A 15,465-nucleotide genomic window follows, 5' to 3' on the forward strand; every position below is an offset into this window, starting at 1 on the left:
CGATTACATGAAAGCAGCTGTTTGGTATAAAAGCGGAGATGTTCGCGTAGAAGATAAAGATTGTAAAGAAATAAGATCCAATGAAGTAATGATACGGGTTGCCTGGACCGGTATCTGTGGCAGTGACCTCCATGAATATCTGGAAGGCCCGATTACCATTCCGGTAGATAAGCCAGACCCGCTGACTGGACAACAAGCCCCTTTAACGATGGGACATGAATTTACAGGTGTAGTGGAAGAGATTGGCTCGGATGTTACCACGTATCAGAAAGGTGATAAAGTGATTATCAATCCACTGCTCACCCATGGAAATAAAGATCCGGAATATGATATTTATGATGGATTTAACTTTATTGGTTTAGGACAAGATGGTGGATTTGCAGATTATGCGATTGTTCCGCAAAAGAATGTTTATGCATTACCAGCTGGTATGTCTTTGGACGAAGCTGCATTGGCTGAGCCGTCAGCGGTTGCAGTTCAAGCAATTAAAGAAGGACAGTTAAGATCGGGGCAGACTGTCGCTATTTTCGGGGCAGGTCCTATTGGCTTGTTGACGGCTATTGCTGCAAAAGCTGCCGGTGCAAGTAAAATTGTTGTGTTTGATTTGTCAGAGAGCAGATTGAAAAAGGCATTACAGGTCGGCGCAACCCATGCGATACATTCAGGGGAGCAAAACCCGCTGGAATTTATGAAAGAAGAAGAACCAGACGGTTTTGATGTATCTTTTGAAGTGGCTGGCGTGGAAGCCACATTCAATCAGGCGATCAAAGTAACAAAAACAAGAGGAATGGTTGTCATTGTTTCCATCTTCCCGGAGAAAGTCTCGTTCAGTCCAATTGATTTAACAAATTCTGGTGTTAAGATTACATCAAGCGCAGCTTACGAGCCAGCAGTTTTTCAAAAAACGATTGACATGATGGCTTCCGGTGAATTCGATGCCAAAGACATTATAACAAATCACATTCTATTGGAAGATATTGTAGAAAAGGGATTTGAAGCATTAAAGCATGACAAGACGGAAGTAAAGATATTGGTAGAATTAAGTGGAGAGAAATAAATAGGAATAAGTAAAATAGCCGCATCAGCAATATGCGGCTATTTCGCTTATTTATTAATCTACGCTATTTGTTATTGGAATCACTATTGTTCTGGGAAAAGATATCTCCACATCCTCGTGCATTACTGTCAATCCAATATGTGCATAAGTGTTGTATTACTTGTGGCAACTGTATCGGTCAAGCATCCTTCTTTAATCATCGCTTTCGTACTTTTCAAATAATGTAGCAAGCCCTAAGCCGCCGCCAATGCCAAGTGTAGTTATGCCGTATTTGCTATCGAGACGTTGCATTTCAGTGCATAGGCGTGTTATAAGCATTGCACCTGATGCGCCATATGGATGACCAAAGGCAAGTGCCCCACCACCGACATTTAATTTGTCATCGGGAATCCCAAGTTCCTGTACAGAAGCCAACACCTGGGATGCAAATGCTTCATTTAATTCTACTAAATCGATGTTTGCGATGGTTAATTGTGTCCGCTTTAATAGTTTTCTTACGGCGGGAATCGGGCCAATTCCGAGTAGATTTGGATCGACACCTGCACTTGTTGCATCAACAAATTTCAATAGGGGTTGCAGACCGAGTTCTAAGCATTTCTGCTTGGACATAATTAAAACAGCCGCAGCTCCATCATTCACAGGACAAGTGTTACCAGCTGTTACCGTTCCATTTTCTTTAAAAATAGAGGATAACTTAGCGAGTTTCTTCAACGTTAACCCTGGGCGTGGACATTCATCCTGGCTCTTTCCCTGCAGTACAACCATCTCATTTAAAAAACGATCCGCATCTCTTGCATGAATTGCTTTCTGATGACTATTGTATGCGAATAAATCCTGATCCGCACGTGAGATTTGGTATGCTTCTGCAACGTTTTCGGCAGCTATTCCCATATCAGGATCTCCAATGAATTCAGGCGAAAAGCGTGCACGTGTAAATAGTGTCGGCGCACGGTAGAGAGAAGCTGGCTTTTCTAGCTTCCATGGTGCAAGGCTACTACTTTCTATGCCACCCGCAATATAGATGTCGCCAGCTTCGGATTGAATATTCCGACATGCGATGTGGATTGCTTCCAGCCCGGAGCCACATTGGCGATCAACGGTAACTGCGGGAACTTCGACTGGAATGCCAGCGGTTAATGCGGTAAGCCGCGCGATGTTTCCTCCTGGTCCAACGGCGTTTCCGAGAATTACTTCATCAATAGACCGAGGATTGATCCTGCTTTCCGTTATGATTTCCCGGATCACAGCTGCCCCTAATTTCTCAGGTGGCATATTTTTAAATATCCCGCCTATTTTACCAATTGCAGTTCGTTTAGCTTGTACAATGACAGGCGTGTTCATGATGTATACCTCGCAATCTGTAATGCGACGTCTTTTCGAGCAATTTTTCCAGTAGAAGTATATGGAAAATCGTGCACCTCGTAAAACTCCTTTGGGCATTTATAGGTAGCTAATTGCGCTTTACAATGTGCCTTTAACCTTTCTAATTCTGCTTGATGCTTCCATTTAACGAGTGCGATTGTTTTTTGTCCCCAATAATCATCGGTTACACCGACAACCATTACTTCTTGGATCGATGCTATCTCTTTCATCACTTTTTCTACTTCTTCGGGATAAACATTCAATCCGCCACTGATAAGCATATGCTTTTTTCGGCCAACAATAGTCAGGATCTCCGTATCATTGATAAATCCTAAATCACCAACTGTTGCGCCATATTCCGTTAGTACTTTGGCTGTTTCTTCTGTGTTATTTACATAGCCAGTGAATAAAAAGTCACTCTCAATAAAGATCTCACCAATTTCACCATTTGGCACAGGTTGCATTTCTTGATCCCGTATCGTTATCTGAACACCGGGAAATGGTATGCCAACACTATTTGGATGTTGCGCGGTTACTGCGCTGGATGCATAGGAAATAAAACTTAATTCAGACGCACCAAAATATTCATAAATAACACTGTTAGGAAAAACAGTCTGTAGTTTCTTTCTCATTTTAGAATGGAGTTTTGCTCCAGACAAGAGAAAGGTAATCCTTTTCTGGATTGGCCTCACGGTTAGCTGTAAGAATCCGTGAATCATCGTTGGGACGGCATAGATGACTGTGGCTTCACTGTCATTTAAAATTTCCGGAACAAAAGTTGCTGTTAGCTGTAGGGTGGCGCCAATATGTAACGCATGTGTAGCGCCAAACAGTGATAAGGAGTGACACAAAGGTCCTGGTGCAAGTATTATATCTTCCTCATGGTATTGAAATACTTGTTCCGCAACAGAAAAGCTTGTTAACCAGGATCCGTGGCTTCTAATAAAACCCTTTGGCGTACCAGTTGACCCAGAGGTAAAACCAAGATAGAAAGGTGCATTGTCAGCTTGTTTCCACTCGTTAGCAGTCGCATAGCTAGATGGTTTTTTCAAAGTTTCTATTGCATAAGTTTTATCAAAAACATTGGACGTATTTTCAGGGAAGTGCTTACTTGTGAGGATCAGATCCGGCTTTGCGGATTTCATGATTTCTATGGCTTCCCTTATACTCCATTTAGGATCAAAAGGAATGGCAGTCCATCCAAGAGTGACAACAGCAAAGTATAATTCAAGAAAAGCTGGCTCATTTCCAATTAGAATGGCTACTTTTTGTGGGTTATTTCCCTGTCTAAGCGATAGTAAGTGCTGCTGTATCTGGCATATGCTCTGATAAAAGTCACGATAGGTAATCACCTGACCTTCATATAAAATTGCAGTTTTTTCCGGATTTACCTGTGCTATTTCTTTGATGTTTTCTCCAATTCCCAATTAACTCACCCGCCTTATCTGTTTACCTGTTCGAGATTTTTGAATCTTTATCAATGGGTATACTTTGCTGATTTTTAAAGTAATATAACCTGCAACGAACGTCTTTGCCAAATCTCCTGGCAGAAAGGCTAAAGCAGAAAGGGCAGTAGGTACCCATGGTAGGTTTCCTATGAAAGACAAGTATGTAACCCCACAAGCATAAACAAGCACAATACCACCAATGAAGTTAAATAAGAAAATTTTCCATAACTTTAATGTCTGCCAACTTTTTTCCGCAAGATATCCGATGGCCCCAGCAGCTAATGGCCAACTCATAATGTAGCCTCCACCAGGACCAATTAATGCACCTAACCCACCTCTTCCGCCAGTAAGTAACGGCGTGCCTATCGCAACAAGTGCTATAAAAAGAAGCAGACTCAGTGCGCCCCGACGTGCACCGAGCATGCCGCCTGCTAACATGACCCCAAGTGTTTGGGCGGTTATTGGCACAGGACTGAATGGCAGTGGGATTGGTGGGAAAAACCCCAGAACACCGACAATTGCAGCAAATAAAGCAATGTACATCATATCTTGTAATTTCATTCGTATGACCTCCACTATTCCAAATTCATTAATAACATTAATAACATTAATAACATTAATAACTAGAATATATGGAAGTAGGGAGAATTGTCAACCTATAATTAAGTTGGTTAACGATATAGCGGTTGTTAACACGCGTCCTCCGTTTTACATCTAGGAAAGGACCCATATCATTTAGAAACGGGACACTTCTTTCTTGAGTCCATAACATATCCTCGATTTATAAATTAAAATACTTCGTTAAAGTACATAGCTATATTTTTTTTAATTTGGCTAAAAAATGATACAACGCTAAAAGCTCATTGAGGAAATGCCGTATATTTATAATTGATTACGGAATAAATTAATTTCTTAGCAAGACTACTTATTTGAGAACTTTTTCGGTATTGCACAATGACCTTATTTGGTATATCATGAATTTCTTTAATTTTATGTATTTTAATTTCAGATCTATATTTTTCATCAATACCTAGTTCAGGGGCAATACCAATTCCGATCTCATTTACAACAGCTTGAATGAGCATTTCATTATTATCAACATCAATACGAGTCGCATTTTGTACACCGATCAGTTGTTCATCGATTAATTCCCAGAATGGAGAGTCCCGCTTGAAACTGATAATTGTCTCCCCATCTAAGTCTTCTATACAAAGATCTTGTTTATTATTTAGAGGGTGACTTTTGGGTATAATAACTACTGGGTTACTATCAAACAGATACTCTGAAATAATATCGTGACTATTCGGCAAAGCTTCCCTAGTAAATATTAAATCAACCTCACCGGCTAAAGCCCTTTTATTTAAGTCGACGGAATCGTAACCCTCTATCACTTTAATATCAATACCGCCAATTGATTTAATCAATTTTAAAAGCTCTACGATAAAGGAATACGAGTATCCAGGAGAAAATCCAACTTTTATGATTGGATCTTTGAGTATATTCGTTATCTCTTTTGATTGATTCATATAGAAAGAGATATTCTTGGCATACTCTATAAACATATTACCTTCCTTCGTTAAAAAAATTTCATGGCCGCTTCTCGAGAAAAGTTTACATCCCAAAATATCTTCTAAAGCCTTTATTCGAAACGTAATGGTTGGCTGGGTAACATTAAGAGCGACCGCAGCTTTTGAATAACTTCTATATTTGGCTATCGTTAGAAAAGATTGTAATTGATTTTCATTCATGAATATCTCTCCTTTGGCCTCCAGTGTATCCGGTTACATTTGATTTGTAAAAAAATACATATGCGTATATTCTACTGAAAAATTATCGGGTATGCTAGTAAAGTTAACCAAAATAAAATGTTATATATAACTTTTCAGTGTAACAGCATAGAATTTTTATTGGAATTGTAGGTCAATTGAAAAAATAATCAATTGGTTTTCGATTAACCAGTCCATTATAATTTAATTAAGCAAGACATTCATATTCGTTTCGTTATCTGAGTTAAGTGAACGAAATAACTTTTTCCTGGAAAGTATGCAAGCGCTAACAGAATCTGAGATGAGTTATGATGTGGGAGATCTCTACGTACAAGCAAATGTGGAAAAGGTGGCGTCACAGACATTAAACGTTGGGGGCGTTAATATTTTGGGCAATTATGCAAGCGGTTGCGCTATTTTTACCGCTTATTGAGCAATCCTCTAAAACGCTGAAAACAAACATGGTTAGAGACTTTTGGGCAGTGATTTGGTCTTGCGATAACCTTATATGGTAGAGGCAGGTATGAACGAATATAAATGATGATTCTGTAAAGGAAAGTCCTGTACGATGATGTAGCATATCATGCTACGAAAGGTGGCGTACATTTATTGACTACAGGGCCGGCGAGGAAATTTTCGAAATATGATAAACACCAAAATGAAAAAGGTACTGTTTAGACTAATGATGGAGGGAAGCTAAATGGAAATAATCCGGGACAATATCGAAAAAAGTGAATTTCTTGTTCATAGAAGTGTATTTGCGGATAAGGAAATCCTAGCAAGAGAAAGAGCTGAAATCTTTAATAAATGTTGGTTGTTTATTGGTCATGAAACTGAGGTACCTGAAAAAGGCGACTATAGACGTAAGAAAGTAGGGGGCCGTAACTTATTACTCGTACACGGCCAAGATGACGTAATTAGAGCCCTATACAATACTTGTCCGCATCGTGGTGCGTTAGTTTGTCGAGAAAACGAAGGAAATGCAAGGGCATTCCGCTGTTTTTACCATGCCTGGAGTTTTAAAAATGATGGTGAATTAGTAGGTATGCCTGGAAAAGACGGGTTTCCGAAAGATTTTAATGCGGATGGCACCAAGAATATGAAAGCGGTTAATCGGTTTGAGAGCTATCGCGGTTTCATGTTTGTTAACTTTGATGAAGACGCTATTTCCTTGGATGAATATTTAGGAAATGCGAAAGAATATATTGATCTTGTTGCTGATCAATCGGAATCTGGACTGGAAACGTTGGGTGGCATACAGGAATATAGCGTAAGAGCAAATTGGAAATTAATTGCTGAAAATAGTGTTGATTTATATCATGGAATGCCTACTCATAAGACGTATTTTGATATAAAACAGTCCCAGGATGCTGATTTAAAACGTGTCAAATTAGAAGGAAAAGGTGTTCAACTAGATAATGGTCATGGTGTCATGGAGTATGTGGCTCCATGGGGAAGACCTATTGCACAGTGGACGCCAATATGGGATGACAACTTAAAGAAAGACATGGAGGAAATAAAAGAGGGACTTGTTGAACGGTTTGGAGAGGAGCGGGCAGATCGTATAGCGAATTATAACCGTAATATTTTGATATTCCCAAACCTGGTCATTAATGACATCATGGCTATCACAGCCAGAACCTTTTATCCGACATCTCCTGGTTATATGGAAGTACAAGGCTATTCCTTTGCTCCAAAAGGGGAACCTGATGCACACCGAAAAGCTAGAAATACGAACTTCTTAGAGTTTTTGGGGCCAGGCGGATTCGCAACCCCTGATGATAATGAGGCATTGGAATTATGTCAGGAAGCCTATAACAATAATACGGAAGTTCAATGGAATGATATCTCAAAAGGAATGTCAAGAGAAGGCGGTGCACTTGCAACGGATGAACTGCAGATGCGGAGTTTCTGGAGACAGTACAATGCAGTATTGCAAGAATCTTACAATAAGGAGGTTGCGTTGAAATGACGTTAACACGCCAAGATATCATTGACTTTTTATATACCGAAGCGGAGTTATTAGATGAATGGAAATTAAATGAATGGGCTGCATTATTTACAGAGGATGGTACGTATATCATTCCTCCGATTGGCGACCCGGATGCCAGTCCGCTAACATCCATATTCTATGTCGATGATGATAGAAAAAGACTGCAAGATCGTGCGGAAAGACTATTGAAGAAAGAAGCGCATGTTGAATATCCGCATTCTACTACGGTTCAAAATTATCATAATATAAGAGTCAGTAATTTGGAGTCAGAATCCATTACAGTAAAATGTAACTTTACAACGCATCGAACCAAAAGAGAAGTCGTTGACACATTTGTTGGGAAACAGGTGTTTGAGTTAGTACATGTAAATAATCAACTATCGATCAAAAATAAAAAGGTTATTTTAGCTTTAGATAGTTTAAGACCTCACGGAAAGATCAGTTTGATTCTATAGATCTTCGAAAGGTGGTGCAATCATTCAATGTGTAATGATAAAAAAGTATACGATATGACGATTATAGGTGGGGGTCCAGTAGGTTTATTCACTGCATTTTATGCTGGTATGCGCCAGGCATCTGTGAAAATTATTGAAAGTTTACCACAGTTGGGTGGGCAACTAGAAGCATTGTATCCAGATAAATACGTCTATGATGTAGCTGGATTTCCAAAGGTGAAAGCAAGTGATTTAGTAGAAAGATTAACAGAACAAATGAACCAGTTTGAAAATGATGTATGTTTGAATGAAGAGGTTAAAGAAGTTACGAAAGAAAATGATATATTTCAAATAAAAACTGGCAAGCAATCCCATTACTCTAAAACAATTATTATTACTGCTGGAAATGGGGCTTTTAAACCAAGAACAATGAATTTGGAAAATGAAGCACAATTTGATGGGAAGAACCTTCATTATCGTATTAAAGAAATCAATGATTTCAAGGATAAGGATGTCGTTGTTTTTGGTGGTGGTGATTCAGCGGTGGATTGGGCTTTAATGTTAGAAAACATAGCATCAAACGTTACGATAGTGCACCGAAGAGATCGTTTCAGAGCCCATGAACACAGTGTGAATCAAATGAAGGAGTCTACTGTTAATATATTAACACCTTTTATTCCGACTGAAATAACGGGAATTTCAAAAATCGAAACAATCAAGCTAAAACAAGCTAAAGGCGATCAACATATCGAACTGGAAGCAGATGACTTCCTGATCAATTACGGTTTTATATCGAATTTAGGCCCAATTAATGATTGGGGACTAGCGATAGAAAAGAATTCTATTCTTGTAAACTCAAAAGCTGAAACGAATATTCCAGGTATATATGCGATAGGAGATATATCCTCCTATGCGGGAAAAGTTAAATTAATGGCAACAGGTTTTGGGGAGGCACCTATCGCAGTGAGCAATGCGAAGGTCTATATCGATCCAAATGAATCATTACACACGGCTCACAGTACATCCGTAATGAGCAGGACTGAAAACAAGAAGAAAGACAAAGTAGTCGCGGGATAGTGGGAAATAGGAACATGTATACAATTAAAACGGGGGTTATATAAATGACTAAAGTGAAAGAGGAAATTTTGGGATCTGCCCAAGAAAGATTAGATAGTTATTTACGGACGGTTGCACACCTAGGGCATGTAGAAATCAGTGTAACAAACTTCGAAAAGACATTATGGTTTTATACGGAAGTAATGGGCTTAGCGTTAACAGGAAATGATGGTGAGCGTGCATATCTAAGAGCATGGCAAGATTTCGATGATCATACGTTGATTTTAAAAGCGTCCAATACTTCGGAAGTAGAACGCGTGGGCTGGCATGTGAGCACGAAAGAGTCACTAAATTTATTTGAAAAACTACTCACAGAGATGAATATTGAATTTAACTGGGTAGAAGGCGGTACAAATAGGGCATTAGGAGATGCGATTCACTTTAGGTCTCCTGCAGGTGTGCCAATTGAACTCTATTGGGAAAAGGAACTGTTTGTAACCAATGATCCAAAACTGAAGTCCAAGCTGCCAAGTCATCCAAGTAAATATACAGCGAAAGGCGTTTCACCTCGACGTTTTGATCATGTCAATATCATGGTAAATGATGTGAAAAAGGAACAAGAATGGTGGACAAAGTTACTTGGTATCCATCATCGTTATTATATTCAGAATAAAGAGGATACCCGTTTAGGTTCTTGGTTAAGTAGAACAAATATCGCACATGAAATCGCCTTCATGAGAAATGCGAATCAAAATGAAAATAGGTTCCATCACTTAGCTTATTACCTGGATTCTCCAGATGAACTTATCCGAGCAGCAAATATCATGGCGGAAAATGATATTAAACTGGAGTGGGGCCCTGGTAAGCACGGTACTAGTGGTGCACAATTCATCTATGTTTTTGATCCTTCAGGCCATAGAGTAGAAATTTGGACAGGCGGATTCTTAATCTTTAATCCGGAATGGAAAGCCATTGAATGGTCTTCAGATGTAGGTGCACTAGGTCTCGAAATGTGGGGAAGTACACCGCCGGAAAGTTATTTTACTTATGGAACAAGCTTGGGTAAAAAGTAAATGTATAAGAGATAGATTGTATTTCAGTCTATCTCTTATTAAAAAATATGAATGCTAGGAGAGTTAATTCAGTGCAGTCAAACTTAAAAGTTGATTTTCATACCCATATTATATCTGAAGAATTTTTAAATTTAGCAGAAAAGTATCATGACGAACGTTGGCCAACGTTAGAAAAAACTTGTGACTGTGGTGCCAACATTATGATAAAAGGCAAGAATTTCAGGGAAATAACGGATCAAGCATGGAGCACTGAAAAACGATTGCAAGATATGGATGAAGAAGGAATTGATATTCAGGTTTTATCGCCAATTCCTGTTACATTCAGTTATTGGTCAGATCCTGACAAAGGATTAGAATTGGCAAAATTTCAAAATGATTTTATCGCTTCCATTGCAAATGAACACCCAAAGCGGTTTATTGGTTTGGGGACGGTTCCTTTACAAGATACAGATTTAGCAATCAAGGAAATGGATAGAGCAGTCAATGAACTAGGTCTTAAAGGAATTCAGATTGGAAGTAATGTGAATGGGAAAAACTTGGATGATGAATCATTAGAGCGCTTTTTTAAAGCTGCCAATGAACTAAACGTTCCATTATTTGTTCATCCTTGGGAAACGTTAGGCAAAGAAAGAATGCCACGCCAAAACTTAATGTACATGGTCGGAATGCCTTCAGAAACGGCTCTTGCAGCTGGAAGTATCATTATGAGTGGCATGCTGGATAAATATACAAATTTGAAAATATGTTTTGCACATGGCGGAGGATCTCTTCCCTATTTATTACCTAGAATGGACCAGGGATGGGAGGTGTGGCCGCATATCAGAAAGACGGAAAAACCGCCTAGCCATTACGCAAAACTACTCTATTACGACTCACTTGTTTACGATGAAAGAAATTTACAGTTTATGATTGATAGATTCGGAGTAGATCAAATCATCGCCGGCTCTGACTATCCGTTTTTATTACGGGAAGTTCCATCTGGAAAAGGTGTTGATAAATTAACAAACTTAGATGAAATGGAAAAGGCTAAAATTCATGGCCTTAATGCTTTGAGTTTTTTGGATTTGGATAAAGAACAATACGTTTGAATAAGAAAAAGTGGCTATAGATTCTTAAGTTATGCGAATGAGCGTATCGACTGAAAAAATATAAAAAGGAGACGATGATTTTGGCTTATGTAATATTGGAACCGTGCGGCAGTGAAAAAGCAGCAGAATGTGTCAGTATTTGTCCAGTCGATTGTATTGAGGAAGGTCCAGAACAGTTCTTCATCGATCCAAATATATGTATTGATTGTGGTGCATGTGTTGCTACTTGTCCGGTTAGTGCAATCGTAGATGAACATGACTTAAGTCCAGAACAGGAAGGACAATTAGAGAAGGCCGAAGAATTTTTCGGATAACTTCACACTTTTATAGTGTATTGTAACGTATAAACACAAGCGAAAATTGATCCCCACCTGTTTTTAGATGGGGATTTAATATATATTTCTCATGAAATGGGGTATTAATATGGAAAATATCACAGTGCTTGGAGCCGGAATTATGGGGCATGGTGTTGCTCAATTATTTGCCCAAGCTGGAAAGAATGTATGTATTCGAGCCCGACGCAAGACATCTCTGGAGAAAGCGCAAGAACTGATTACAAATAGTTTTAAAATAATGGTTGAAAAAGAGATGCTAACCGAACATGAAATGGAACAGGCATTGACCCGTATTACATACACGACTGATTTGCTTGAAGCGATTCATGATGCTGACTTCATTCTTGAATCCATTCCAGAAGTTCTTGAGCAAAAACTGGAAACCTATGAATTTATTGAAAGTGTTGTCTCAGATAAAGCGATTATTTCGTCTAATACTTCTACTTTCCCATTGGAAGAGTTAACGCAAAGGGCAAAGCATCCGGAAAGATTTATCATTACGCACTTCTTTAATCCGCCGCAACTTGTTCCAATTGTGGAGATCGTTAAATTTGAGGAAACAGATGAAAATATCGTAACCGCAACTTATAATTTAATGAAGGAAATCGGCAAATCGCCAGTAGTCTTAAAAAAGGAAATCACCGGCTTTATCGTCAACCGTGTGCAAGTAGCTATGCTTCGTGAAGCGCTCCACCTAATAGAAACAGGGGTAGCTACGGCAGAAGATATCGATATTGCGATGAAAGGAAGTATGGGCTTTAAGTGGGCTTTCTGTGGTCCAATGGAAAGTCAGGATTTAGCCGGCTTGCAAACAACACAAGCGATGGTTGGTAACATTATGAAAGACCTATCAAACACAAGAGAAATACCTTCTTTTTTAGCTGAAATGGTGGATAATGATCATCTTGGTATTCGAACGAATCAAGGTTTTTACACATATGACGATAACGGTGAAAAAGCGATCCATACACGGGACGATCATTTCCTGGATCTTCTAAAGTTACAAAAAGGCAAAGAGAACGAGGGGAAAATTAATGCTTCTGCAAAATAATTAGTGTTTAGATTAAAGAAGTTGAGATAGCGTCTTAAATGGGGATGAATTTACGCATACATTTATGCTCCGGGAATTAGAGAGATGCATTAACATCTTCTATTTTTGGGTAGTTATTTTTCCAAACACGTATCTATTGCAGGAAAATATCCTTTAACAGACTGACGGGATAACTGCGCCATTCAGTCTGTCTTGTCCTTATTTGGAATGAAATAAAACGGCAGTGGGTACAGCATCTAGTGACAGTTAATTAAAACGCTTGAAATACCGTTCGTCATATCCTAGTCGTTCAGAGGCTTCTATTCCAGCTGCCATGACCTTTTTCGCAATCTCGGGGATTTTACTGCTTTTCATGCGTTGAATCGGCCCCACGACGGTGATGGCACTAACGACCTTTCCAGTGTAGTCTCTTATTGGTGCAGCAACCGATTTTGTACCTTCTGTTAATTCTTCAATACTAACGGAATAACCTTTCTTTCGAATTGTTTTCAATTCGTTTCGAAGTACATCTGGATCTGTAATGCTGTTTGGGGTATGGGAAACGAGTCCATTACGAATGACATCTTCCACAATATTATTGTCATTATATGCAAGTAATACTTTACCTGAGCTTGTACAATAAGAAGGATTTCTTCTCCCGAGGTGCGTTAAGATCCGTACTGGGTGGTTACATTCTTCTTTATGAATATAGACAGTGTCCAACCTGTCGATGATAGCTAAATGTGCTGTTTCTCCAGTATCACTGACTAAATTATTAAGAACGGGTGCGGCTTCTTTATGAATTTCTAAATTATTTGTAACAATACCTCCGAGGGTCAATACCGATATACCTAACTGATATCCATTGGTTTCTGTATCTTTTATAACAAATCCTTCTTTGGCAAGTGTAGCAAGCAGGCGACTGATGGTGCTTTTGGCTAAACCTAATTGGTCCGAAAGCTCCGTAACCCGTTTTGTTGGCTCAAATGTTGAAAAACTCTTTAGAATACGCAATGCATTTGTAACAGAAGACAAGGTCTGTGGTTCGCTTTTCTTTTTGACCATGAATGACACCTCCAATTAAGTTTAGTTCTACCTAGGAGAACACCTTAATATGTTATTATACTAAATTTAAAACGTTATGTATACTCTATTGTCAGCGTTTACGAAAAAACTAACTGTACATTTGATTTTTTACTTTTTTATTTTGTTCCACATAGAAGAACAAACGTCTTTTTTATTATCGTGATTGCTTCTATAATAGATATATGCTGATAAGGAAATATTCAGCATATATGAATGTATACTTTTTTACGGAAAAGATATGTTTCCGAAACTATAAGGAGGACTTTAAATGCAAACGACTGAAACAAAATCAAAAGTAAAACCTATTGATTGTTCACATTATATCAACGGTAAATATGTACCGTCCGGGAGTGGAAAAACGTTTGAAAATATTAATCCGGCTACAGAGGAAAAACTTGGGGACGTGCAAATAGGAAGTAAGGAAGAAATTGATCAAGCGGTAAGCACTGCTAGGAAGGCGTTGACTGGTGAATGGGGGGACATGCCTTTAACAAAACGATCAGCTATCATTCGCAAAATCGGTGATGTAATTTTAGAAAGAAAAGAAGAGTTGGCAATACTTGAATCACTTGATACTGGTAAACCATTATCGCTTTCAAAAAAGGTGGATATTGACCGGGCTGCATACAATTTTCATTTCTTTGCGGACTATATGACTACTGTTGGCAATGAAACGTATCAGCAAGATGATATCGCTATTCATTATGCGGTTCGCCGTCCAGTTGGGGTAGTTGGATTAATTAACCCGTGGAATCTTCCACTGCTTTTGATGACTTGGAAGTTGGCTCCAGCACTTGCAGCAGGTAATACAGTTGTCATGAAACCTTCTGAAGTTACACCTATGACAGCAACCGTGCTTGCACAAATCTGTTCAGATGCAGGCGTACCAGATGGTGTCGTAAATATGGTTCATGGATTTGGCGATACGGGTGCAGCACTTTCTTCCCATGCTGATGTTGATGCCATTGCCTTTACTGGTGAAACCATAACTGGAAGTGCAATTATGGAATCAGCCGCACCTACTTTAAAGAAAGTGTCCTTTGAGCTTGGCGGTAAAAATCCCAATATTATTTTCGCGGATGCAGATTTGGATGATACGATTGAAACGACGATGCGTTCCAGCTTTATGAATCAAGGAGAAGTTTGCTTCTGCGGTTCAAGAATTTATGTAGAACGCGCAATTTATGATGAATTTTTAGAGCGATTTGTAGCGGAAACGAAGAAATTAAAAGTTGGCGATCCGTTTAAAGATGATACGAACATTGGTGCATTGGTAAGTGAGGAACATTATAATAAAGTACTCAGTTATTTGGATATTGCAAAGGAAGAAGGAGGAAACTTCTTAATTGGTGGAACTGCTTCTAAAGGATTTGAGAAAGGCTTTTTCGTGGATCCTACGATAATTACTGGTTTAGGCCCTGACTCCAGATGTGTACGAGAGGAAATCTTTGGACCTGTTGTAACCGTTATTCCATTTGATACAGAGGAAGAAGTCCTTGAGCAAGTCAATGATACGAATTACGGATTAGGTGCGAGTGTATGGACCAGTGATATTAAGCGTGCACATCGATTCGGAGGGAAAATTGAAGCAGGCATGGTTTGGATCAATACATGGTTCTTACGTGACTTACGAACACCTTTTGGCGGCATGAAACACAGTGGAATTGGCCGCGAAGGTGGCGCACATAGTCTAGATTTCTACTCTGAGTTGTCCAATATTACTGTCAAGCTTTAGGA

At 39.0% G+C, this 15,465-nt stretch carries 14 protein-coding genes; 9 read left to right on the top strand and 5 right to left on the bottom strand.

The genetic code is table 11. The features are described from left to right. The first annotated feature begins 7 nt into the window (after positions 1-7). Entirely contained in the window at positions 8-1,057 is a 1,050-nt protein-coding gene (locus JOC34_RS07540; RefSeq protein ID WP_205136142.1) for a 2,3-butanediol dehydrogenase, read from the top strand. 192 nt (positions 1,058-1,249) lie between these two features. Here the strand turns inward: JOC34_RS07540 and JOC34_RS07545 are convergent, their stop codons facing one another. The 4 genes from JOC34_RS07545 to JOC34_RS07560 all read right to left on the bottom strand — a co-directional run bounded on the left by JOC34_RS07545 (position 1,250) and on the right by JOC34_RS07560 (position 5,615). Beyond that, the gene (locus JOC34_RS07545) at positions 1,250-2,398 is read right to left on the bottom strand and encodes a thiolase family protein (protein ID WP_205136143.1); all 1,149 of its coding nucleotides are present in this window, start codon (positions 2,396-2,398) and stop codon (positions 1,250-1,252) included. Then, positions 2,395-3,846 (bottom strand): AMP-binding protein, encoded by a 1,452-nt coding sequence (locus tag JOC34_RS07550; RefSeq protein ID WP_205136144.1) that lies wholly within the window; start codon positions 3,844-3,846, stop codon positions 2,395-2,397. Before JOC34_RS07550 ends, JOC34_RS07545 begins: the two co-directional genes overlap by 4 nt. After that, positions 3,847-4,428 carry a biotin transporter BioY gene (locus JOC34_RS07555; protein ID WP_205136145.1) on the bottom strand — a complete coding sequence of 194 codons (582 nt, stop codon included), beginning with the start codon at positions 4,426-4,428 and terminating at the stop codon, positions 3,847-3,849. It lies immediately after the preceding gene. Between the two features lie 299 nt (positions 4,429-4,727). After that, positions 4,728-5,615 carry a LysR family transcriptional regulator gene (locus JOC34_RS07560; protein ID WP_205136146.1) on the bottom strand — a complete coding sequence of 296 codons (888 nt, stop codon included), beginning with the start codon at positions 5,613-5,615 and terminating at the stop codon, positions 4,728-4,730. Positions 5,616-6,333: 718 nt separating this feature from the next. Between JOC34_RS07560 and JOC34_RS07565 the strand changes: the two genes are divergently transcribed. The 7 genes from JOC34_RS07565 to JOC34_RS07595 all read left to right on the top strand — a co-directional run bounded on the left by JOC34_RS07565 (position 6,334) and on the right by JOC34_RS07595 (position 12,663). Continuing rightward, positions 6,334-7,605, top strand: a complete 1,272-nt coding sequence (locus JOC34_RS07565; protein WP_205136147.1) for an aromatic ring-hydroxylating oxygenase subunit alpha — start codon at positions 6,334-6,336, stop codon at positions 7,603-7,605. Continuing rightward, positions 7,602-8,081 carry an aromatic-ring-hydroxylating dioxygenase subunit beta gene (locus JOC34_RS07570; RefSeq protein WP_205136148.1) on the top strand — a complete coding sequence of 160 codons (480 nt, stop codon included), beginning with the start codon at positions 7,602-7,604 and terminating at the stop codon, positions 8,079-8,081. The genes JOC34_RS07565 and JOC34_RS07570 overlap by 4 nt, the downstream gene beginning before the upstream one ends. Before the next feature lie 27 nt (positions 8,082-8,108). After that, complete coding sequence (locus tag JOC34_RS07575; RefSeq protein ID WP_205136149.1) at positions 8,109-9,137, top strand: NAD(P)/FAD-dependent oxidoreductase; 1,029 nt, start codon at positions 8,109-8,111, stop codon at positions 9,135-9,137. A gap of 44 nt (positions 9,138-9,181) precedes the next feature. Further along, positions 9,182-10,189 carry a VOC family protein gene (locus JOC34_RS07580; protein ID WP_205136150.1) on the top strand — a complete coding sequence of 336 codons (1,008 nt, stop codon included), beginning with the start codon at positions 9,182-9,184 and terminating at the stop codon, positions 10,187-10,189. A gap of 47 nt (positions 10,190-10,236) precedes the next feature. Further along, positions 10,237-11,277, top strand: a complete 1,041-nt coding sequence (locus JOC34_RS07585) for an amidohydrolase family protein (protein ID WP_205136151.1) — start codon at positions 10,237-10,239, stop codon at positions 11,275-11,277. An 80-nt stretch (positions 11,278-11,357) separates the two neighbouring features. Further along, complete coding sequence (locus tag JOC34_RS07590; protein ID WP_205136152.1) at positions 11,358-11,591, top strand: indolepyruvate ferredoxin oxidoreductase subunit alpha; 234 nt, start codon at positions 11,358-11,360, stop codon at positions 11,589-11,591. A 109-nt stretch (positions 11,592-11,700) separates the two neighbouring features. Then, positions 11,701-12,663, top strand: a complete 963-nt coding sequence (locus JOC34_RS07595; RefSeq protein ID WP_205136153.1) for a 3-hydroxyacyl-CoA dehydrogenase family protein — start codon at positions 11,701-11,703, stop codon at positions 12,661-12,663. 246 nt (positions 12,664-12,909) lie between these two features. Here the strand turns inward: JOC34_RS07595 and JOC34_RS07600 are convergent, their stop codons facing one another. After that, complete coding sequence (locus tag JOC34_RS07600) at positions 12,910-13,707, bottom strand: IclR family transcriptional regulator (protein WP_205136154.1); 798 nt, start codon at positions 13,705-13,707, stop codon at positions 12,910-12,912. Positions 13,708-13,996: 289 nt separating this feature from the next. Between JOC34_RS07600 and JOC34_RS07605 the strand changes: the two genes are divergently transcribed. After that, positions 13,997-15,463, top strand: coding sequence for an aldehyde dehydrogenase (locus JOC34_RS07605; RefSeq protein ID WP_205136155.1), 1,467 nt, complete (start codon positions 13,997-13,999; stop codon positions 15,461-15,463). Positions 15,464-15,465: the final 2 nt, after the last annotated feature.

It is taken from the genome of Virgibacillus halotolerans (assembly GCF_016908515.1).
GTDB classification, from domain to species: Bacteria; Bacillota; Bacilli; order Bacillales; family Amphibacillaceae; genus Virgibacillus_M; species Virgibacillus_M halotolerans.